Raw genomic sequence first — 21728 nt, 5'->3', positions numbered from 1 at the left:
TTTCTACTTGTCTCCAGAGGGTTGATGCATAAGCTTGAGTTGTTCGTTCTTATCAACCCAAACTGAATTTAACCAAGTATGGAACCGAGCACGCTGTTTTGAATCGGTGAAATAGTCCATGCTAAAGATTTTTTCCTCGAATAAGGTAGCGATAGAATGGGTGCTAACCTTGACTTGTACATTGTTGACGCGGCCGCATGCAAAGTCCCAAAATGTGGGAACACCTTCAGGGTAATAAATAGTCACATCAACAACTTTGTTGAGTTGTTCACCCATGGCAGATAATACAAATGCAATTCCCCCAGCCTTAGGGCGAAGTAGGTGTTCGAAAGCAGAGTTTTGTTTTTTCTTTTTTTGTTCATCAAAACGCGTGCCTTCTACAAAGTTCATTACACTAACTGGTTTGGTTCTGAATTTTTCGCAGGCTTTTCGCGTCGTTTCCATATCTTTGCCCTTCATATGAGGGTTTTTCGCTAAATAGGATTTACTGTAACGGCGCATAAATGGAAAATCTAATGCCCACCAGGCGATGCCTAAAAAAGGCACCCAAATTAATTCTTGCTTAAGGAAGAACTTTAAAAAAGGAATTTTACGATTAAAAATGCGCTGAAGTACGAGGATATCTACCCAAGACTGATGATTTGAAATAACGAGATACCAATCATCTAATGTGAGTTCTTCTAGCCCGGATACCTCTATTTCTGTACGGCTGAAAAGTGCTTGAATAGCACTATTTACACTAATCCAATTTGTCGCACAGGCATCTAAAGGGTATGAGATGAGTCGTTGCCATGCTTGCCAAGGGATCACTTTGATAAAAGAAAGCAAAACAATAGGTATAACCCAGAATACGGTGTTTAGGAGATAAAAAATAACCGATAACGAGCCAATGATAGGGCGAAATAAAGCGTTGAACATCTAATTCCTTCATGAGTTAAAGAGCGATATTGTATACGATACCGCTTACATTGCCACCCGTTCATGAAGGGGCATTTTAATGAAAGGTTAAAGTCGATGAGCCTCATTAAAAGACGTAATGAATTAAATTAGTAGCATTTGCTTTTTTTGTAGTATTATTGAAATTCACTTGACGAAAGGCTGGCTATGCATAAGCGCGTATCTAAAACAGTTTTAGTTTTCATTATTTGCTTCTCTTTTGTAAGTCAGGCAATTGCGTCTAACGTTATGTCGTACAAAATGATGAGCATGTCAGTGGCGGCTCAAGCCTTAGATGTTCATGCAGATATGCCAAACTGTGATATGTCTAAAGAAGAAAGCGACTCAAGCAGTTCATGTTGTAACTGTTCTAGTTTGTGTTGCATTAGCTTCTTTGTTTTTATGTCTACTCCGTTAGAAAATAAAGCGTTTAGCAATTCGTCTCTAAAGCTAAGTTTTACCCTTAACAGGGTACAAAACCCGTCTCTCAACTCCCTTTATAAGCCTCCAATTATTAGCTGATTACAGTATTTTTGCGCCCAAATTTTGGTGCATTTATTTATTTTTATACTGTGTTAATTAGGTAACTCGTTCGCGTATTTTTATACGCTTTATAGAGTACTTAGTTCGTTTGCGATTCCTTGTTATCCCTATTGGAGGGGTTATGTTTTTCTTTCAAATAAAGAGTAAAAAGTGCGTTTTACTCTTAGTGACCTTATTTTTCAGTTTTTATGTCAATGGTTCTTCACTGCCAACGAATCAAATAGCCATGACGTTTGATAACACCATACGTATTGCGCAGCAAAATGACCCTTGGCTGTCAGGTAATGAGCACGAACAACGTTCTATTGAATTAAAAAGTGTTTCTGCAAACACTTTACCTGACCCTAAAGTGTCAATCGATTTTATTAACAACCCCACAGACGGTTTTGACTTTAATCAAGAAGGGATGACGCAAACAAAAGTGGGAGTGGCACAAGTTCTTCCTAGAGGCCGTTCATTAAAATTAAAGAGCCAGCAATTGCAAGCGCAAAGCCAAGGGTTTCCATTTCAACGTAAAGACCGACAAGCTAAGGTCGCGGTTACTGTAGGCAAATTGTGGTTAGACTTATATCGAGTACAAAACACAATCAAATTAATTGAGAAGCATGAGCCTTTGTTTGAGCAGCTCATTTCTGTTTCAGAAAAAAGCTATGGCTCGGCGTTAACGAATAGCCGTCAACAAGATATTGTTGGCGCGCAAATAGAGCTAACGCGTTTGGAAGACCGCTTAGATCAACTCGTGCAACACAAACAAGGTTATGAAGGGCAGTTGTTACAATGGTTGGCATATTTGCCAACAGGGGACAGTGAAACTGAAAATTTGAGTGTAAGTTCGAACCAGTTTCACAACATGACGTTAAGCGAAAATCTTCCTCTTGTTCCTTTACTCAATTGCGCTGTAGTTAATGACAATGACTGGGCTGAGCCAGAAAAACTTATTCGCCATTTTGAACGTCATCCCGGGGTGATTGCCATCGATAAGAAAGTGAATGCCACTGTATTGGGCGTTGAGCTGGCTAGGCAAAAATATAAGCCTGAGTGGGAGTTAAAAGCCAGCTATGGTCACAGAAGAGATGATTTGCTTGGAAGAAACCGAGCAGATCTACTTTCTGTGGGTGTCTCTTTTGATCTTCCCTTGTTTACTGAAAATAAACAAGACAAAGACGTTCAATCGGCCATTGCTTATTCAGAATCTATTAAAGTTGAAAAATACCTAATAATGCGAGAGTTTTTAGGTTCTTTCTCCAGTGCGAAAGGCCGCTTGCAGCGTTTAAAAAGAAGAAAGTTGCGTTACGAAAACCAGCTACTGCCGCAATTGCGAGAACACGCACAAACCTTGTTAACGGCCTATACCAATGAAAGCAGTTCTTTTTCTGAAGCTGTAAAAGCCCATATTGCCGTTTTACACGCAGAGATTGACCAATTAACCATTCAGGTAGAAGAGCAAAAGCTACACCTTGAATTGAATTATCTATTTGTTGATGGTTATACACCGAGTTCTGTGTATTTGTCGGACACAATTTCGAAGAAGCCCAATCAGGTTTCGACTTCTGGAGAATTGTAATGAGTAACACTATTAAGTTTATTTTATTTGGGACTGCGTTTGGTATAGCGATTTCTTTTGTCGCTTATTGTGTTTTTACGCCAGAGCACGCTGACAGCTCAACTTATAAACCGACAATGGAAAACGAACCGCTTTATTGGGTTGCGCCGATGGACCCTGATTTTCGCAAAGATGAACCTGGAAAATCCCCTATGGGAATGGATTTAGTACCTGTTTATGGCAATAGTCATCAAGACGCTCAGGATGATAAAGGCACTATTCGTATATCGCCAGACGTTGTTAATAACATAGGTGTACGCACTGCGAAGGTTGGCTTTCAAAGGTTTAATACTGACATCACAACAGTAGGGTATGTTGGCTATGATGAAGAAAAAATAGTCCATATTCATCCAAGGGTAACGGGGTGGATAGAAACCTTGCATGTTAAAGCGCAAGGTAACTTAGTGAGCAAAGGAGACCCTTTATATACCATTTACTCTCCTGAACTGGTGAATGCCCAAGAAGAGTTGTTACTCGCTTTAGAGCGTAAAAACACGCCATTAATCAAAGCTGCGGAAAACCGTCTAAGGGCCTTACAACTACCTGAAACGGCACTTAAACAGTTAAAAACCACTAAGCAATTGATGCAAAACGTTACGTTTTTCTCGCCTCAAAGCGGGATCGTTAAGGCGTTAAATATCAGAGAAGGCTTTTACGCTAATCTCAGCGATGAGCTGATGTCCATTGCCGATTTATCTACGGTTTGGGTGAATGCGGAACTCTTTGAGCAACAAACTCAACAGGTGGGTGTAGGTGATGACGTTACTATGACCCTCAGTTCTGGGCCTAGAAAAACGTGGAGAGGAAAGGTTGATTATCTTTATCCTACTCTTGATATGCACACTCGCACCTTAAAAGTGAGGCTGCGTTTTAACAACGGAGCTGGCGAGCTAAGACCGAACATGTTTGCTGATGTAACCCTTCATTCTCGTCGAGACGAAAAAGCCTTAGTGATCCCAAAAGAAGCTGTGATTAGGACAGGGTTTCAAGATCGTGTTGTTTTAGCTTTAGGTGATGGGCAGTTTAAATCTATTGAAGTTATTGTTGGCAGGTACAACAGCAATCATGCTGAAATCTTATATGGATTGGAGCAAGGCGAAGAAGTAGTGACTTCGGCACAATTTTTATTAGACTCTGAATCCAGTAAATCATCTGATTTTCAACGCATGTCTCACGCAAATGTAGTGCGTTCAGCTCATGCATCTGGCGTTATCAAAACCATCACTGATATACCTGTTTCTAAACACAGCATGGGGCAGAGTTCAATGAAAGATAAGACAGCAGCCCCCCTGATCACGATCCACACTGACGCAATAGAAAAATGGAACAGGCCTGCACAAGTTCTTGATTTCAGCGTAGCTAAAGGCGTAAATCTAACTAATTTGAAAGTGGGGATGAAGGTCAATTTCACCATACAGATTCACAGCGGAATTTTAACGTTAAGCCATATCGAACCTGTGAACAAAACTAAGGTTATGGCTGCTGATACAATGGAGTCGGCATTATGATTGTATCGGTTATTCGTTGGTCTGTGGGCCATCGTTTTCTTGTATTATTCGCCACTATTGCCATCGTTATCGCTGGCCTGTACTCAATTAAACACACGCCAGTAGATGCCTTACCTGATTTATCAGACGTACAAGTTATCATAAAAACCAGCTACCCCGGTCAAGCCCCTCAAGTTATAGAAGATCAAGTGACTTACCCTATTAGCAGTGCCATGCTTTCGGTGCCCGGAGCGGTAACAGTAAGAGGTTTTTCATTTTTTGGTGATTCTTATGTGTATGTGATTTTTAATGAAGAGACCGATATCTATTGGGCTCGTTCGAGGGTGTTGGAATACCTCAATCAAGTCTCGCCTCAATTACCCAATAATGTTGTGCCGCAGCTTGGGCCAGACGCGTCAGGCGTAGGTTGGGTTTACTTGTATGCTTTAACTGATAAAACGGGACAACATGACTTAAGTCAATTGCGAAGCCTTCAAGATTGGTTTTTAAAATATGAATTGCAAACAGTTGACGGTGTTTCTGAAGTTGCGCCATTAGGAGGGGTAGTTAAACAATATCAAGTGCAAGTGGACCCTGAGCGTTTGCGTGCTTTTAATATTCCGTTATCTCACATTCAAAATGCCATGCAACGGGGCAATCAAGAAATTGGCGCATCGGTAATTGAAATGGCCGAGGCCGAATATATGGTTCGTGTTACTGGCTATATTGAAAGTATTGATGACTTGGCCCAAATCCCATTGGGCACTAATAAAAATGGAGTCCCTTTAAGGCTCAAAGACGTCGCAGAGATTGTTACCGGTCCTCAAATGCGTCGCGGTGTAGCTGAGCTTAATGGTGAGGGCGAAACTGTTGGGGGTATTATTGTGATGCGCTATGGCGAAAATGCGCAACAGGTTATTGAAGGGGTAAAGCAAAAGCTTGAAGAATTGAAAAAAGGGTTACCAAAAGGCGTCGAAATTGTGCCCGTTTATGACCGTTCTAGGTTAATCGAAAATGCAGTTAGTAACTTAGTTCATAAGCTTCTAGAAGAGTTTGCGGTTGTCGCACTGGTGTGTGTGGTGTTCTTATTTCATGTACGCTCATCTTTAGTAGCAATCATTAGTTTACCTGTGGGAATTTTCGTAGCCTTTATCATAATGTCGATACAAGGGCTTAACGCAAATATTATGTCTCTAGGCGGCATAGCGATTGCGATTGGCGCTATGATTGACGGTGCTATAGTGATGATAGAAAACATGCACAAGCATATGGAGGCTATGCCCTTAACTAAAGAAAATCGGTGGCAATTGGTTACACAATCAGCCAGTGAAGTGGGGCCTGCATTATTTTTTAGCTTACTAATTATTACGGTGAGTTTTCTGCCTATTTTTACGTTAGAAGCCCAAGAAGGCCGAATGTTTGCACCTCTGGCGTTTACTAAAACCTATGCAATGGCCGCATCTGCCGCGCTGGCGGTAACATTGGTGCCTGTGTTAATGGGCTATTTCATCCGCGGTAAAGTACTACCCGAACATAAAAACCCAATAAATCGTTTGTTAACCTTTGTTTATATGCCTCTGCTACAAAGGGTTTTGCGTTTTCCAAAAACCACCTTAGTGTCAGCGTTAATTGTACTTTGTCTGGGTATGTACCCAATCAACAAAATAGGCAGTGAATTCATTCCCCCCCTTGATGAAGGCGACTTAATGTACATGCCAACCACTTACTCAGGTATTTCAATAGGACAAGCAAGGCAGTTACTTCAACAAACCGACAAGCTAATCCGAACCCTTCCTGAGGTGAAAACCGTGTTAGGCAAAGTGGGTAGAGCAGAAACCGCAACGGACCCTGCGCCTTTAACTATGATTGAAACCTTTATTCAACTTAAACCTAAAGAACAATGGAGACCGGGCGTGAGTTCTGAAAGCTTGCGAAAAGAGCTCGACGAATTAATACGCTTCCCTGGTGTGACGAATACTTGGGTGATGCCCATAAAAACCCGTATTGATATGCTAGCAACAGGAATAAAAACACCGGTAGGCATAAAGATAGCGGGGCCTGATTTATCGACGATACAGAAGATAGGTCAACAATTAGAAGTGATTTTAAGGGATGTGCCCGGTACCGCTTCGGTTTATTCTGAAAGAGTGAGCGGGGGCAGGTACATCAATATAGATATTCAGCGGGAAGAGGCTGCTCGTTACGGGCTCAATATCAGTGACGTACAACAAGTGATCGCCACTGCCATTGGCGGTGTTAATGTTACCCAAGCTGTAGAAGGTTTAGAGCGCTACCCTGTGAATTTACGTTATCCGCAAGATTATCGTAATTCGCCAGAGCAATTATCTGTGTTGCCTATTGTCACTCCTACTGGGCAGCGAATTTCCTTAGGTGATCTTGCCTATGTGTATGTTGAAGATGGTCCCAACGGGATTAAATCAGAAAATGCACGACTGAACGGTTGGTCGTTAATTGATATAGAAGATATTGATGTTGGAACCTATGTTGAACGCGCACAGCAGGTTGTGAGCGACAATATCGTGTTACCCGTTGGATATTCGATCACTTGGGCAGGGCAGTATGAGTATATGCAGCGGGCTAAAGCTAAGTTGGCGTATGTTATTCCGCTGACGTTGTGCATTATTGTCATTTTATTGTATTTGAATTTTAAACGTTTTTTTGAAGTTGCCATTATTATGGGGACACTGCCGTTCGCTATGGTTGGTAGTGTTTGGTTAATTTATCTAGCCGATTTCCATTTTTCTGTGGCAGTAGGTGTTGGCTTTATTGCTTTAGCTGGAGTTGCGGTAGAAATTGGCGTGATCATGCTGGTGTATTTGAATAAAGCCTACGATGAATTATTGCATGACCATAAAACAAAGAATGTACCTTTGACTAACGCCCATTTGATTAAGGCCATTGAACGTGGGGCGGGTCTGCGTATTCGTCCTGTAATGATGACTGCTGCGGCGATTATCGTGGGGTTATTGCCCATTTTATTTGGTTCAGGAACGGGCTCGGAAGTGATGAGCCGGATTGCAGCGCCTATGGTTGGGGGAATGTTGAGTGCTGTTCTTTTAACCTTGTTTGTAATACCTGCCGCGTTTTATTTATGGCGTTCTGGCTCTAAAAATAAAACGAATATCTAAACATGTGTGCGTCACCCATTTGCTTTAGCAAAGTAATGACAAAATAGTTGATAAAAACGCGTTATGTGAATGGGCTTTTCACCTTTGTACTGATGTAAAAAATAAAAATGCCACGCTCGACCGCGAAAGCGTGGTAAAACTCGAACCATTCGCCCATTGGCTAAATAAGAGGTTGCCAAAAACTCGGGAAATAAAGCGACACCAACATCATTTAGTATCATTTCTAAGGCGGTGGTTACTGTGTTTACCTTAGCGTAATGTTCAACTTCAAACAGTTGTTTATTGTTCTGCTGATTATCAAAAAGCTGCAATGTGCCGTGTTGCCAAGCAGTCGCAATGAATTTGTGATCAGACAAATCGGCAAAGTGATTTAATTCACCGTGCTGTTTTATATAACGAGGTGATGCACAAAATATTTCCGATACTTTTCCTATGGATAACGCCCGATAGTCGCAATCTTTTATATCCCCACCAAAAATAGCTGCATCTAATTGGTTGTCGATGAGATCTTGCCATTCTCCTGCAATCACCACTTCTGGTTTTAATTTAGGGAATTCTAAACAGAACTGTTTTAACGCAGGAATAACAATATCGTTTTCAAAAAAGGGCGGAATGGATATTTTGAAAGCCCCACTGGGTTGCTCTTTGGCACTGTCTAGTTCTGTTAGGGTCATGTTAAGTTGCTCACTAAGCAACTCACTACGAGCAAGTAATGCTTCTCCTACTGCTGTTAGCACGACACCGCGGGTATTGCGTATTAATAGCTGCTGTCCGGTAGCCTCTTCCAAACGTTTAATTTGCTGGCTAATGGCGGATTTACTTAATCTTAATTTTTTAGCCGCCGCCGTATACGAGCGTTTATGGGCTACTTCAACAAAAATAAGTAACAAAGGAGCTAATTTTATGCTGTTCATATTTTTAAACAAAGAGTTAATTTATTGGTTGTTGTTCAATTTACTTAACAGGCTTAATCTGTGTCAACTAAATTAACCCATGGTTCATAAGTCAGGAAAAGAACATGAAAACACTCATCATCGTTGATCTAACCCCAGTTAACAAAACATCTCTCACTGAATACAGTGCCCTTGCCGCGGACACATTAAAGCTTTTCAATGGTGAGTTTATTGCGAAAGGCGCGACAGAGTCATTGCATGGTGAATTGACTCACTCAATGAAAGCAGTTATCGAATTTCCGGACAAAAAAAGTGCGACAGACTGGTATAACAGTGCAGAATACCAAGCTATTATTCCTTTGCGCGAAGAAGGAATGAAAAGCCAATTCCATCTAGTCTAATTACGGACCAACATTAAAACGTCTATTTTTACAGTTGGGCATACTCGAAAAGTTTAAAATGGATGGTCTAATAATACGGTTGGGTTAGGTATCGTTGTGCGATTGTTTCCAAGGTCATAATGATATCTAATCAACTGAGATTGATAACGGCATTTTGAGTAAAACTTACATGTTAGCACTCGCTTGTAAACACATCGTATTGAGGTGATTCATTTGCGGTGTCGGGGGCAATATAATCTAAGCGGCATTCTATTTGGTTTGAATCTGGGCCTCGGTCTGTATCTATTCTGCGACCGAAAAAAATGCGAGTTACCAATTCACCAGCAATGGTATCTAAATCATAAATGAAGTCAGGCACTTCATCTGCCGAGCATAAATTGCCATTTCTTTGATGATGACAAATGTCTACATTTAGCACACTAATCAAACTATCTCCTCCGGTGGTATTGTTATCGAAGGTGATGTAACCAAAACGAGTGGAAAGCATAGTGCCATCGTCTAATTCTATGCTTCCATCTTCTAGGTTTTCTTGCCCTTGTAATATCGCTTGGGCTCTAATTAATTGATTGGTTGACACTAATGCAGAAGTAAAGCCATTTAATGCTGCGGCTTCTGCGTCGGCTTGCAAACTAATAAATCTTGGAGCTGCCACTACAGCAAGCACACCTAGTATCACGATTACAATAATAAGCTCTACAAGTGTAAAACCATTTTTCGTATGTCGAAATGACAAGCTGCTTCTTCCTACTCGTTGTTTTTATTGTGTATTGATATAACAGACTAGCAGACCAATGCGCTTTCGCCATTTTTATTGCCGTAACGGTCGGTATTAGTTTGATTATTAATGAAACAAAACACATTGATGAATTGGCGTCTGAAAAAACAATTAAATGTTTGAAATTCGTTGTAGGCACTGCGGCTAAAGCGCTTTTCTCGTTGGCACAACCACATTAGCAAATATGAGCCCGGCGATAAGCGACATTAAGATAATAAAGGTCTCTTGGCCGATATGGTCTGCTTTAATGAATTCTTGCCCAGATATGAGTGAATTCAAACCAATATAAGTTTTTGAGCCAGGTACGAGTACGATCAAACCGTGCATAGCGACAATGGTCGAGGGCGCATTGGCAAAACGAGAAAATACATTGGCGAACACACCAAGGGCGAAAGAGCCAAAAAATGCGCCCATGCCGTTGGCTAAAAATGTCGAAGCATAAAAAGAGGTTCCATAGGCAATAAAGGTAGAGCATATTGCAAAAGGAACGTGTTTAAGCCGAGTTCGAAATATTGCAACTAGCCCTACGCTAAGCAAAAACACACCAACCCAATTGATCCACAATGGTAGTGTTTCAGCTTGGGCTAGCTCTTGTTTACCAAATATAAAATACCCCACGGTCACGCCCAAAAACGCACCAAAGTAGAGTTTAAATAATTGCATAACGGCATCCATAAATCGTGCCGTACCCGATACTGGGTTGCGAGAAGATAGCTCTGCTAACCCTATGGTTAACGACAGCCCTGGAACTAAAATAATTAATGAAGATAAGATAATAAGCCAAACATTTAGCTCATAACTTAAAAAGTAGCTTATCGCACAGGCACCCAAACCCACAGTAAACGACGCTACTGGTTCAAGCATTAAATTGACACGTTTTGAGCGAAGAGCCCAAAGTCGCCAGATATATACCACAATCCCAAGTACCCCAGACCACAGTATTTCTTGCCAACCTGCGCCCATCAGTGTTGAAAACGCGCTAGTTGAAAGCCCAAAAGCACCGCCGGTTAGCAAGGTGCCATATGGGCTAGGAAGTTCATCTATCTCATCGAGTTTTTTGTCTGCGTCTTCAAGGCTAATATCACCAGAAATTAAGCTTACTGCTAGTTCATCGGTCAGTGACAAAGAGTTCATATCCAATTCACCAGGCTCAATACGTGCGCAGTGATTGTATTCGTCTTCGTGGCCATCGCTCCATAATACAATGGTGAGTGAGGTCGGGGTGGATACAAAAGACGACCTGACCCCCAAAGACGTGGCAACTTCACTTAAATACGTTTCGAGTCGAAACGAAGGCGAGCCATACTTATGAAGCATCTTGCCTAGTTTCAATATAAAGCGGCGTATTTGGATAAATTCAAAAGTATTCATGTTGGCCTGTTTAAGCTTGTATCACGTGTTTGGAGTACTTTGTTTAAAAAACGCGCGAAGTGTAAAGAGTTGAGCCTGTCTGCACAAGTTAAATTATCGTTCTTCTTAGCCCAATTACGACCATTTCAGTGTAATGACGCTGAGAAGCAGTGACAAGCGATAGTTTTCTTCTTTATCTTCATTTTTTGGGTGCGACAATTTGTCACACTTATTCACAAATTCATTCTGATATTCTAACAAAATAATCCGTTTTGTTAGATTTGCTATGAGAAAATTCCATTATTTATTTTTTACATTGTTATCTTTTAATGCTCTTGCTGATTCTGAAGGTAGTCCTTCGGTTTCAACCGTCGATCATCACGCTCCCATAGGGGTAATGGGGGATCATACCCATGCCAAAGGTGAGTGGATGATTTCGTATCGTTACATGACGATGGATATGCAAGATAACCAGTTAGGTTCTTCAAGTATTACACCTGAAGAAATAGTAACAACGATAGCAAATCGATTTGCCAATCCTCCAGCAATGCCACCAACATTACGGGTGGTACCTTTGTCTATGACTACACAAATGCATATGGTTGGAATGATGTATGCACCTAGTGATACAGTCACGCTAATGACTATGGTGAGTTACCTTGATAAAGAAATGGACCATGTGACATTTAGCGGGGCATCGGGTACTGAACGTTTAGGTGAATTTACCACCCATGTTTCAGGTGTGGGAGATACGAAAATAGGCGCTTTGGTAAATATCCTTAGTGGTAAAAAACATAACCTTCATTTAAATATAGGGATGAGTTTACCAACAGGTGATATTGACAATGAAGATGAAGTATTAACCCCTATGAATACACAAACTACCTTACGCCTGCCTTATCCTATGCAATTGGGATCTGGTACCTTTGATATTGAACCCGGTATTACTTATCGTGGTTTTCATGGAAAACTAGGCTGGGGAAGTCAATTAAAGGCTGTTATTCGTACGGGGGAAAATAGTGAAGACTATACACTCGGTGATAAGTTTACTCTCGCTAACTGGGGGAGTTACCGTTTCACTGATAATGTTAGTGGCTCGTTACGATTAACTTATACTGATACAGATAGTATTGAGGGTATTGACCCACAAATTCAAGCTCCTGTACAAACAGCGGATCCTGATAACCAAGGCGGAACTATGTGGGATGTAGGTGCAGGAATTAACGTTATTACGTCTTCTGGGCATCGTTTTGCACTAGAATATACTTATGTTATTGATCAAGATGTCAATGGTGTGCAGTTAGTAATGCAAGACATGCTTAGCATCGGATATCAATACGCGTTTTAGGTCGCAACCTAAGGGCTGGGGTTTACTAAAAAGTCACCTTGTTGTAAAACTCAGCCTAAGCTTACCGGCCGTCCATTTTTTCTATGCCTTCAATAATACACTTTAGTGTAGTGCCGTGGCGCGTTGCATATTCCCTATAAATAAGGTCATTTCAGTACCCTTCAAGCACCTTAGTGAAGTACAATAGACGCTTGTTTATTGTTAAGGCTTTTTAAAATGTCGATTCATTGGTATCCGGGGCATATGCACAAAGCCCAAAAAGAAATGAAAGAAGTGCTTCCGTCAGTGGATTTGTTGATTGAAGTACTTGATGCTCGGATACCGTATTCCAGTAAAATGTCGAGCCTTGATGCTCTACAACCCACTAAACCTTGTATTAAGGTGCTAACGAAAACGGACTTAGCCGATCCTGAATCAACGGAGCTGTGGCAAAGACATTTTGAACAAAACTCCCATGTTAAAACGCTTGCTACAACCACTGATGAACCCGGAAAAACGAAATCCATTATCGATTTATGCCGCCAAATGTTACCGGAGAAGAACGCGAGCGTTAAAAAAATAAACGCCATGATTTACGGTATACCCAACGTGGGTAAATCAACACTGATTAACATTTTATCAGATCGCATTATTGCAAAAACAGGCAATGAGCCTGCAGTAACAAAAAGTCAGCAACGTATCGATATTGGTAATGGCATCATGCTATTAGATACGCCAGGGGTGTTGAAACCTAAAATAGTCAATCCAAACAGCGGATATCGTTTGGCTGCGTGTGCGGCAATTAAAGACACGGCTATTGATTATGAAGACATAGGTTTTTACGTTGCTGAGTTTTTAATAAAAGCCTATCCCGAATTGATAGCCGAGCGTTTTAAACTTGATCATATTCCAGACACAGAAATTGAATTTTTGGAAATGGCGGCGGCCAATCGAGGTGCGCTTCGTTCAGGTGGGCGCGCAAATTTACATAAAATATGTGAAGTGCTCATTAATGAATTTCGTTCGGGAAAACTAGGTCGTATCACTCTTGAATTACCTAGCATGATAGAGCAAGAAGAAGAGCTTATTGCCATTGAAGAACAGAAAAAGAAAGATGCCGATGCTGCGCGTAAAGCACGTTTTAAGCAAGGCAAAAAAGGCATGAGTAAACACGATATTAAAACAGAGCAACGTAAAATTAGAAAAGAAAAACTTGCCAATAAAAGACAAAGGTAAGGCACACATATTATGAATATTCATCTGTGAAAGAGTGCAATCAATGTGGTAAGTGCTGTGTGAAATACGGCAATGGGCGCTTATCGGTTACAGCTGATGAAGTTGATATGTGGGTATTGTTTAGTCCAGATATCGCAGACTATGTAGCCAAAGGAAAAATTTGGGCATCACCTGATACAGGAAAGCTACTTGATTACTGTCCTTGGTTACGTAAAAACCCAATTAGCGGTTTACACACGTGTGATATTTATTACGACCGACCCAGCGATTGCCGCTATTACCCCGTCACCGTTCAGCAAATGATACAAGACGAATGCGAAATGCTGGAAAAGAACGACTTAATTAACCCCGTTAAGACCCAAGCTGCTTTAGATAAATTGATGGAAGACAGTCGTCCTTCATTTGATTAATCAAAGGGTTTCACCCGTTTCGATTTAACACACCTATTATGAGGGGTATATTTTCATATACCTATGTATCTTCTAAGATTCCTACAATGTAGTAAATTAAATTGAAGTCTCTCTTTTTAAAAACTACATTGTAGTAAATTTATGGAGGCAATTATGAATCAAAAAACATTAGGTGAATTTGAAAACGTCGTTTTACTCGCATTGTTGCGATTAGAGTCTAACGCTTACGGGGCAAGGATACGCCAATTTTTACAGGCTGAGATTAACAAAGATGTTGCTTTAGGTGCGTTGTATTCAACGTTGGATCGAATGGAAAAAAAAGGGTTGGTAGTGTCTAAACTTGGAGAATCAACTGCTCAACGTGGCGGTAGGCCTAAGCGTTTTTTTTCAGTAACGGCTGAAGGTAAAGCAGCGCTCAAGCATGCTAAACACGTGATGGATACTATGTGGAAAGGTGTTGTTCTTCGCGAAGAAGGAGCACATCATGCCTAAACTTAATCTAGCTGAAAGACAAACTAGTATTTACAAGTTAGCGGTTTGGTTGTTGTCTCGACTCGCTAACCCTGCTTATCGAAATGAACTGATTGGTGACTTAGAAGAAGAATACACACAACGCCAACAGACGAACCAAGATGCCAACCACTGGCTTTTTCGACAAACGATGTTGGCTATTTGGGACGGCCAAAAAACAATGGTAAAAAGCACAGGTTTCGTAAAAGGTTTGAGTCTAGTCTTATGTGTTTTGCTGTTACCAACGATTGCATTATTCGTAGGTTGGTTATCAAATATGAATCAGCCTTCAGAGCAGCTTTGGCGGTTATTACTGGCAGGTGAAGTACATTTGATTTTATTTAACAGCGAGTATTGGACAATTGCGTGGAATGAGGTTGGTATATCGCGTATTGATATTCATATGTTTATCAATACCCCATCGATTGTTTGGGCTATGTTGTTTGCAGCTTCCAGCCATTTATTTTTGAAACATATTAATCCATCAATTTGGTTTTTTTGCGGATTTGTTTTGATATATATGTTGTTGCCTTACTTGTTTGGCCATACGTTAATTAGTTTGATAGAGCCGATCCCTCAAAAAGTGGGGCCTATCTTAGCGTTTATGATATTGGCACCATTTTGGTCTTTACCCTTGTTCTTGCTCTTTTTGTTTAAAGGGTTTTCAAGGTGAATCTTTTGTAGTGCATAGTACCGGCTTGATGTCGGTATTACATCAATACGCGCTCATGCAAAGTGGCGCTTCCTGCAAGAATAACAAAGTGTTGTATTTGCAATTCAATATTGGCATTAAGCGCGGCCATTTGTGCCCGAGTAAAATTGGTTTCTCGGGCATTAAGAATAAACAAATCGCTTGCTCCCGCGTCAAACCGGTTTTGTTCTTCTTTCATTAAGCGCTCAGCAACGTTGGCTTGGGCTTCGCGAATATCCCTTAACTGAGTTAGATTTGTTAGTGCGGTAAAGGCCTGATTCAGCTGTATATCTATTGATTCCAAGGTTTCTTGCTTTTTGGCTTGTACTTCTAACAATTTAGCTTTGGTTTGTGCGGCCTTTCCTTTTGCGACTCTTTGTCCGATTGGAAGCGAAAAATCGACACTAACATAAGACTCAACGCCCTCTAAGGTACCTGATCGGTCGCCTCTACCACCAATATCGTTGGCTAATAACACAGATACATCTAATTTGGGTAGAACACTATTTTCATTGAGTTGTAACTTAGCGCGTATTTGATTTATTTCTTGCTCTAGCTTTACCAATTGAGGGTGTGCTTTTAGTGTGTTGAGTAAGTCTAATTTCTCTGGATGTTTTGATAGTGGCCCTGCTAACTTGTAACTTGCATAGGCATTCTCAGGCAACGATTTGGGCTTTCCTTCGTTGTCTCGCAAAAACATGGATAAACCAATGGTATGTTTTTGTAAAACTTGTTTATTGGCGAGTAATTCAGCTTTGCGTTGAAGTAAGGTAACTTGATATTCAGTAATGCTAATTTGAGCTATTTCACCGGCTTTAACTTGTTTTTCAATACCTTCTAGCCGGGTTTCGGCGAGTGCTAATAACTTTTCAAGGATCACTTTTCTTTCGCTAACCCTTTTCCATTCTAAGTATTGTAGCGTTGCATTAAGTAAAAGGTCGTTAAGAATTAATTTTTGTTGTTCCTGAGCAATATCCGCATCGAAATCGGCGTTAATAATGTCGGCTCTATTTTTATCTATTTCTCTGTCTTTAAGTAATGACAGGCTTGCTTTTATATAAGTCTCACCACCTGCTAAGGTGTTATTGATGTTCTCATAGATGGGGAATTCACCATCAGAAATACGATATCCCGCACTGACTTTTGCATTTGCGAAGGGGAGGGCTTTCGACACACTTTGATCTAAAATTGCACCATCAAAAAAGCCACCAGTTCGCACAAAACTATTTTGATCAACTTGCCAATCGAACACACCTTGAGATTGGAGTTGCTTAGCTTGAGCCTGTTGCTGTTGGCTTAAGGCTTGGGCCACTCTTGGGTGATGCTTTAGAGTACTTTTCAATACATCATCTAAAGAAATAGCGACACCTGTTTGAGCACTTGTTGAAAGGCTTGTAACAGCACTAACCGCAATTAAAAATAACCTACACATTCGATTCATCGTAAAACGCGTTATTCCGTAATAATGTCTTGAGGGTAGTTAGGCGGGAAGTTATTAAGCTGACGCCACATTTCGTAACCCAATTTCACTTCTTCCAGCAGTACCCAAGCTCTAGCTTGGCTACCTAATCTAACGTATTGTTCATCCGGCCAAGCGCCATTTTCTGGATCCTCATCAATCCAGACATTGAAGGTGCCATCGGGGTTTGCCATAGGTTCAACAAAGTTAACTTTGCCGCCAAAGGTACCCACAGCAATTGAAGGCCAACCACTAAATTGGAAAACAGGCCAACCATCAAACTGCAATCGAACATCTCTTCCTGGTTGCACTAAAGGCGCGTCTAAGCCGTTAATTTTAATGACCACAGAGCGTTTAACCGATTTTGGAATAAACCGTGCTAGTACGTCACCTTCACTAACGATAGTGGCGACACCAGCCGATAATAATTGTGTAATGACACCGGCTTGAGGTGCCGTTTTTGTTTGTCTTGATTGTCTAGCTAACCTTGTTTCTGCTTGATTAATAGCAGCTTCAGTCGACGCTAACTTGGCTTTCGCTTCTTGTAGTTTTATTTGATTTTGGTCTCTTTGGCGAGGAGAGACTAATCCCTGCTCTAATAAATTTTGTTGCCGTGTAAAATCTAATTCAGCTGCATTTAGTGCGATTTCTGCGGCTTGCATTTCTTGTTGTTTTGAAATGAGCTCTGCGTGTAATCGGGCTATAAGTTCGCTGTCTTGATCTCTCAAGGTAACTATGGGGTCGCCTTTGTTAACAAATTGACCTTCTTGTACGTGCCATTTTTCAATTTGTCCTGACACTAAAGCTGAAATAGCTTGGCGTCTATCTTCTGGCGATACCGTACTGACAATACCAAAACCTTGTGCTGTTTGTACCCAAGGGGTTAAGTGCAACATAGCGACACTTACTACAATTAAACCTAAAATAATAAAGGTGACGACTCTGCCTATACCCGATGGAGCCAAACATTTCAGCGTGCCCATGTTGTTCATGTAATCGTGATACAAAGACATTACAGTGGACTCCTGAGTTTGTCTAAATCTAAACAAAAATCGAATGCTTCGAATTCAGGGTGATTGGTGAAGTACAAGACGCTGAAGGGTTGTTCATTTAGCATAAGTAAGAGGTTTGTTCTTTCTTTGTGTGAAAGGTTGTCAAAGTTCTGAGTAAAAAGGATTACTTTAGGTTGATATAACAAAGCCGCAGCTACTTTTAGAAGCACAAACTGGGTGGGCTGTAATGGCGCGCCTAGTACTGAAAGTTTGGTATCCCAGCTGTCTTTCAAGTTATATATTACATCTTCAATCCCCACTTTCATTACCGCGTCTTGGATATCAGCAAAGCTGGCGTTTGGTGCACTTAATTTCATAAATTCTTGAATGGTGCATTCAATAATAGGCGAGCGATTTATTACACTGACTGGTGGGTTGTTAAATTGTAGTTTTTTGTATTCAGTTAGGTCGTATTCGCCTAACCTCACACGACCTTTACCCGGGGTGTCATATGCGTGAAATAGAGTGATGAATTCCCGCTTTAACCAAGCTTGCTCTGTGGTAATAAACACTTTTGCACTTTCTGGTATGTCGAAGTCAAGTTCATACATACAGGTTTCGTTGCTAAGTTGTACCTGGTTAAAGGTTAATAGGCCGCTTTGCGGCTCTAGGGTTTTTTCACTGCTCATATCTGAATTTAAGGGGATATCTAACACAATACCTAGTTCGTCTGCTGCGCCACACAATTCGTAATACAATTTCAGATAACTACTGGCTTGCGAAAGACCAAAAAAGATGGCTGTTAAGATGAGTTCGGCTGCCACAAGCTGACCAATAGAAAGTTGGCCTTGTACTACTAAATACCCACCTAGCCCTAGTAATCCACTGCTTGCGGCTGCATACAAAAGTAACAATGCAATATATTGGGTAAACGTGTACTTAAAGTGCCTTTCGTGAGCTCGAATGTATAGGCGTGTAGATTGATCGGTTTTCTCTCTGGCATAGTCAATATGGCTGCCTGATTTGAAAAAGCTATGAGCTGTTGCGATGTCCCCTAACCATTTAGCTGTAGCATACTTTTTATGGGAAATTTCTAGTGCTGAATCTATGGCTTGGCGAGACCAGAATGACCATATTAAATAAAGGCAGAATACGACTAAAAGACAAAATGCCATAAACATTGGATGATAAAAAGAAACCAATGTAAAACCCACGATTAGCTGTAAACACAATGCGAATCCGTCTATCACCAATGGAGGAATGTTCTTTTGGAATATATTGATGTCAAAGTAACGGTTAGGTACATCTACATTGCGTCTACCAGAAAAATAGCTATGCTCAGCCATTAAAGTACGAATGCTAATATCAGCAGTAAGTCGAGCATAAATATGACGTTCGTATCTTTCCATAACATAGGTACGCAGCGAGCTTAGTAAACCTGAAATAGAAAGAGTTATAAACAATAATATCGCTAACGTAATCACCGCTCTCACAGATGCAATATTGACCACTGTGTTTATTAAAGTTTGTACGGCAATAGGGACAGCTAGTGTTAGCAAGCTGATGGCTAAACCATAAACAATCGCTAAATGAATGAATTTTCGTTCTGGATAAATAAGCTGTTTGACGAGCTGCCTAGCCTGTTTAATTTGAGAAGTGCTAGCATTGGCCATAGTTAAAAATTTTACTCACTTAGTTTGTTGTATCAATGAATGGAGTAGAACATAAATATCGTCATACAATAAACAGTATTTAACGGAATTTAGATCAGTATTTTATTGGGCAAAATGACTCTCTAAAACATAGAAAATCAGTGTAAACCATCTTTTGGGGCTACGTCTGTTAATTAAATATTGCGCCTATGTAACAAGTTTTTTGTTTTCCCTGACTTTTAGGGAGAATTTAGGCTTTAAAAAGGTGTGTTAACCGCTTTTCAAGTATTATAATTTGTGTACTATATGCGGCCCTCGAAAGCCATGAATTTAACGTGGTTTTTTAAGTTTTGATTTTTATGATTGGTTAAATGTTATGAACGAATGGAACCCAGATAAAAGTGCTAATTTGTACGGTATTTCATACTGGGGCGCGGACTATTTTTCGGTAGATACTGATGGGCAAGTCTGCGCTATTGCCAAGCCGAATGGCACTGAACACCATGTTCCTTTAACTGATATTATGTCTGGTTTGGAAGAACGAGGCCATGCAATGCCTGTTTTACTGCGTATTGAGAATATTCTCGATCGTAGAATTTCACAAATAAACCAAGGGTTTGCCAAAGCAATTTCACAAGTGGGCTATCAAGGTGAGTACCGAGGTGTATTCCCAATTAAAGTAAACCAACAATGTCACGTCATTGAAGAGATCACTAAATTTGGTCGCCAATATCACCATGGTTTAGAAGCGGGGAGTAAGGCAGAATTAATTATTGCCATGTCTCATCTTGAAGACCGAGAAGCTTGCATAGTCTGCAATGGTTATAAAGATTCGGAATTTATTCAGTTGGGGTTACACGCAGTTCAGCTTGGTATGAAGTGCTTTTTCGTTGTAGAAACGCCGTCTGAAATTGGTATTATCATAGAGCAAAGCCGTAATATGGGCATTGAACCTCTTATTGGTGTACGGGTTAAATTGTCTTCAAAAGTTGAAGGACATTGGTTTGAGGACAGTGGTGATCGTTCGTTATTTGGTTTATCAGCTATTCAATTAGTAGATGTTATCGACCAGCTTAAAACTGCCAATATGTTGCATTGCCTACAATTAATGCATTGCCATATTGGTTCGCAAATTCCCAATATCAGAAATATTCGCTCTGGTGTACAAGAGGCTTGTCGTTATTATATCGATATGATTAACGAAGGCGCGCCCCTTGGTTATATGGACTTAGGCGGTGGTTTGGCAGTGGATTATACTGGGGCGAGTACAAATGAAACACACAGTAAAAATTACAGCTTAGATGAATATTGTGTCGATATTGTTGAGACATTATCGGAGGCACTTAGCGCCCATGATATTAGCCACCCAACTATCATCACTGAATCAGGCAGAGCCACTGTGGCTTATTCTTCAGTGTTGTTGTTTAACGTGTTAGACGTAAGTCATTTTAAAGCAAAGAATTTACCCGACTCTTTACCTGAAGGGTGTAGCGAATTTACCGAAAATATTTGGGACAGTTTACAACGTCTTTCACCCAGTAATATTCAAGAAATATGTAATGACGCGGTGCACTACCGTGAAGAGTTACGTCGAATGTTCCGTCAAGGGCTAGTGGGTTTACGAGAAATGAGTTTAAACGAGAGTATTTATCTCGAAATTCTGCAAAGGGCTAAAGTACTGTTGCCTACGTTGCGCCGTATTCCTCCTGAGCTACAAAATTTAGACGAGTCATTGGCCGATATCTATTACGGTAATTTTAGCCTATTTCAGTCTCTTCCAGATGCATGGGCTATTGATCAAATTTTTCCTGTAATGCCTGTTCATCGATTGAATGAAGAGCCCAAAAACCAAGCGGTTATTGCTGACATAACCTGTGATTCCGATGGCAAAATCGATTTATTCACCAGTGGTGACGGCGAATCTAGGATGATTCCATTACACGATGTAAACGAAGGTGAAGAATACTATTTAGGAGTATTCTTAGTCGGTGCTTACCAAGAAACCCTCGGCGATTTGCATAATTTATTTGGCGATACCAATGTTGTTAGTGTGCGAATTGATGAACAAGGTAAATTAGAATACGTTGAAGAAATTGAAGGTGATTCTATTGGCGATGTATTGAGTTACGTGGAATACAACCCGAAAGAAATGTTTGAGCTATTTCGGATACAAGCGGAAGCGGCAGTAAAAGCGGGTACAATTTCAGTAGGTCAGCGAAGAGCTATGCTAAACACATTTAGAACCAGTTTAGCGGGCTACACTTATTTTGAACGCGAAGAATAACGCGTAGTTTTTATAAATTTAAAAGTTGAG

General features: G+C 40.6%; 18 protein-coding genes. 11 read left to right on the top strand and 7 right to left on the bottom strand.

All coding sequences use genetic code 11. The annotated features are described in order from the left end of the window. Positions 1–3 precede the first annotated feature (3 nt). On the bottom strand, positions 4–918 hold the full coding sequence (locus J3L16_RS02285; protein ID WP_207611269.1) for an acyltransferase: 915 nt from the start codon (positions 916–918) through the stop codon (positions 4–6). Positions 919–1104: 186 nt separating this feature from the next. Between J3L16_RS02285 and J3L16_RS02280 the strand changes: the two genes are divergently transcribed. The 4 genes from J3L16_RS02280 to J3L16_RS02265 all read left to right on the top strand — a co-directional run bounded on the left by J3L16_RS02280 (position 1105) and on the right by J3L16_RS02265 (position 7718). Continuing rightward, the gene (locus tag J3L16_RS02280) at positions 1105–1458 is read left to right on the top strand and encodes a hypothetical protein (protein ID WP_207611268.1); all 354 of its coding nucleotides are present in this window, start codon (positions 1105–1107) and stop codon (positions 1456–1458) included. 142 nt (positions 1459–1600) lie between these two features. Further along, positions 1601–3043 (top strand): TolC family protein, encoded by a 1443-nt coding sequence (locus tag J3L16_RS02275; protein WP_207611267.1) that lies wholly within the window; start codon positions 1601–1603, stop codon positions 3041–3043. Beyond that, the gene (locus J3L16_RS02270) at positions 3043–4590 is read left to right on the top strand and encodes an efflux RND transporter periplasmic adaptor subunit (protein ID WP_207611266.1); all 1548 of its coding nucleotides are present in this window, start codon (positions 3043–3045) and stop codon (positions 4588–4590) included. The genes J3L16_RS02275 and J3L16_RS02270 overlap by 1 nt, the downstream gene beginning before the upstream one ends. Beyond that, positions 4587–7718 (top strand): efflux RND transporter permease subunit, encoded by a 3132-nt coding sequence (locus J3L16_RS02265; protein WP_207611265.1) that lies wholly within the window; start codon positions 4587–4589, stop codon positions 7716–7718. The genes J3L16_RS02270 and J3L16_RS02265 overlap by 4 nt, the downstream gene beginning before the upstream one ends. A gap of 11 nt (positions 7719–7729) precedes the next feature. Here J3L16_RS02265 and J3L16_RS02260 read toward each other — a convergent pair whose 3' ends face one another. Continuing rightward, positions 7730–8632, bottom strand: coding sequence for a LysR family transcriptional regulator (locus tag J3L16_RS02260; protein WP_207611264.1), 903 nt, complete (start codon positions 8630–8632; stop codon positions 7730–7732). A 104-nt stretch (positions 8633–8736) separates the two neighbouring features. On the opposite strand from J3L16_RS02260, the gene J3L16_RS02255 reads away from it, so the two are divergent. Beyond that, positions 8737–9012, top strand: a complete 276-nt coding sequence (locus J3L16_RS02255) for a DUF1330 domain-containing protein (protein WP_207611263.1) — start codon at positions 8737–8739, stop codon at positions 9010–9012. A gap of 172 nt (positions 9013–9184) precedes the next feature. Here the strand turns inward: J3L16_RS02255 and J3L16_RS16390 are convergent, their stop codons facing one another. Next, a complete protein-coding gene (locus J3L16_RS16390; protein ID WP_207611262.1) occupies positions 9185–9745 on the bottom strand; it encodes a prepilin-type N-terminal cleavage/methylation domain-containing protein in 561 nt (186 codons plus the stop codon). A 186-nt stretch (positions 9746–9931) separates the two neighbouring features. Beyond that, positions 9932–11158 (bottom strand): threonine/serine exporter family protein, encoded by a 1227-nt coding sequence (locus J3L16_RS02245; protein WP_207611261.1) that lies wholly within the window; start codon positions 11156–11158, stop codon positions 9932–9934. Positions 11159–11423: 265 nt separating this feature from the next. Here J3L16_RS02245 and J3L16_RS02240 point away from each other — a divergent pair, with 265 nt between their 5' ends. From J3L16_RS02240 to J3L16_RS02220, 5 genes are all read left to right on the top strand, one after another. Beyond that, positions 11424–12485 (top strand): transporter, encoded by a 1062-nt coding sequence (locus J3L16_RS02240; protein WP_207611260.1) that lies wholly within the window; start codon positions 11424–11426, stop codon positions 12483–12485. Positions 12486–12701: 216 nt separating this feature from the next. After that, on the top strand, positions 12702–13700 hold the full coding sequence (gene ylqF / locus J3L16_RS02235; protein ID WP_207611259.1) for a ribosome biogenesis GTPase YlqF: 999 nt from the start codon (positions 12702–12704) through the stop codon (positions 13698–13700). A 26-nt stretch (positions 13701–13726) separates the two neighbouring features. Further along, on the top strand, positions 13727–14110 hold the full coding sequence (locus J3L16_RS02230; RefSeq protein ID WP_207611258.1) for a YkgJ family cysteine cluster protein: 384 nt from the start codon (positions 13727–13729) through the stop codon (positions 14108–14110). A 153-nt stretch (positions 14111–14263) separates the two neighbouring features. Further along, positions 14264–14602 carry a helix-turn-helix transcriptional regulator gene (locus J3L16_RS02225; RefSeq protein WP_207611257.1) on the top strand — a complete coding sequence of 113 codons (339 nt, stop codon included), beginning with the start codon at positions 14264–14266 and terminating at the stop codon, positions 14600–14602. Next, positions 14595–15293 (top strand): hypothetical protein, encoded by a 699-nt coding sequence (locus tag J3L16_RS02220; protein ID WP_207611256.1) that lies wholly within the window; start codon positions 14595–14597, stop codon positions 15291–15293. Before J3L16_RS02225 ends, J3L16_RS02220 begins: the two co-directional genes overlap by 8 nt. Before the next feature lie 37 nt (positions 15294–15330). On the opposite strand, the gene J3L16_RS02215 is transcribed toward J3L16_RS02220, so the two are convergent. The 3 genes from J3L16_RS02215 to J3L16_RS02205 are packed head-to-tail and all read right to left on the bottom strand — an operon-like array spanning position 15331 to position 19435. Further along, positions 15331–16752 carry a TolC family protein gene (locus tag J3L16_RS02215; RefSeq protein ID WP_207611255.1) on the bottom strand — a complete coding sequence of 474 codons (1422 nt, stop codon included), beginning with the start codon at positions 16750–16752 and terminating at the stop codon, positions 15331–15333. An 11-nt stretch (positions 16753–16763) separates the two neighbouring features. Continuing rightward, positions 16764–17783 carry an HlyD family efflux transporter periplasmic adaptor subunit gene (locus tag J3L16_RS02210; protein WP_207611254.1) on the bottom strand — a complete coding sequence of 340 codons (1020 nt, stop codon included), beginning with the start codon at positions 17781–17783 and terminating at the stop codon, positions 16764–16766. Further along, entirely contained in the window at positions 17783–19435 is a 1653-nt protein-coding gene (locus J3L16_RS02205; RefSeq protein WP_207611253.1) for an ABC transporter transmembrane domain-containing protein, read from the bottom strand. Before J3L16_RS02205 ends, J3L16_RS02210 begins: the two co-directional genes overlap by 1 nt. Before the next feature lie 355 nt (positions 19436–19790). On the opposite strand from J3L16_RS02205, the gene speA reads away from it, so the two are divergent. Further along, positions 19791–21698, top strand: a complete 1908-nt coding sequence (gene speA / locus J3L16_RS02200; RefSeq protein WP_207611252.1) for a biosynthetic arginine decarboxylase — start codon at positions 19791–19793, stop codon at positions 21696–21698. The last annotated feature ends 30 nt before the right edge of the window (positions 21699–21728 follow it).

Origin of the sequence: Alteromonas sp. 5E99-2 (genome assembly GCF_017368475.1) — a bacterium.
GTDB lineage: Bacteria > Pseudomonadota > Gammaproteobacteria > Enterobacterales > Alteromonadaceae > Alteromonas_F.
Note: the sequence above shows the minus strand (reverse complement) of the source record. Positions and strands in the feature narration are given on the sequence as shown.

Bases quoted from the DNA above. Each gene is read 5' to 3' on its own strand.
- J3L16_RS02260 (WP_207611264.1), bottom strand. From the start codon at position 8,632: ATGAACAGCATAAAATTAGCTCCTTTGTTACTTATTTTTGTTGAAGTA.
- J3L16_RS02225 (WP_207611257.1), top strand. From the start codon at position 14,264: ATGAATCAAAAAACATTAGGTGAATTTGAAAACGTCGTTTTACTCGCA.
- J3L16_RS02265 (WP_207611265.1), top strand. From the start codon at position 4,587: ATGATTGTATCGGTTATTCGTTGGTCTGTGGGCCATCGTTTTCTTGTA.
- J3L16_RS02285 (WP_207611269.1), bottom strand. From the start codon at position 918: ATGTTCAACGCTTTATTTCGCCCTATCATTGGCTCGTTATCGGTTATT.
- J3L16_RS02240 (WP_207611260.1), top strand. From the start codon at position 11,424: ATGAGAAAATTCCATTATTTATTTTTTACATTGTTATCTTTTAATGCT.
- J3L16_RS02255 (WP_207611263.1), top strand. From the start codon at position 8,737: ATGAAAACACTCATCATCGTTGATCTAACCCCAGTTAACAAAACATCT.
- J3L16_RS02275 (WP_207611267.1), top strand. From the start codon at position 1,601: ATGTTTTTCTTTCAAATAAAGAGTAAAAAGTGCGTTTTACTCTTAGTG.
- J3L16_RS02245 (WP_207611261.1), bottom strand. From the start codon at position 11,158: ATGAATACTTTTGAATTTATCCAAATACGCCGCTTTATATTGAAACTA.
- J3L16_RS02215 (WP_207611255.1), bottom strand. From the start codon at position 16,752: ATGAATCGAATGTGTAGGTTATTTTTAATTGCGGTTAGTGCTGTTACA.
- J3L16_RS02205 (WP_207611253.1), bottom strand. From the start codon at position 19,435: ATGGCCAATGCTAGCACTTCTCAAATTAAACAGGCTAGGCAGCTCGTC.
- ylqF (WP_207611259.1), top strand. From the start codon at position 12,702: ATGTCGATTCATTGGTATCCGGGGCATATGCACAAAGCCCAAAAAGAA.
- speA (WP_207611252.1), top strand. From the start codon at position 19,791: ATGAACGAATGGAACCCAGATAAAAGTGCTAATTTGTACGGTATTTCA.
- J3L16_RS02280 (WP_207611268.1), top strand. From the start codon at position 1,105: ATGCATAAGCGCGTATCTAAAACAGTTTTAGTTTTCATTATTTGCTTC.
- J3L16_RS02270 (WP_207611266.1), top strand. From the start codon at position 3,043: ATGAGTAACACTATTAAGTTTATTTTATTTGGGACTGCGTTTGGTATA.
- J3L16_RS02210 (WP_207611254.1), bottom strand. From the start codon at position 17,783: ATGTCTTTGTATCACGATTACATGAACAACATGGGCACGCTGAAATGT.
- J3L16_RS02220 (WP_207611256.1), top strand. From the start codon at position 14,595: ATGCCTAAACTTAATCTAGCTGAAAGACAAACTAGTATTTACAAGTTA.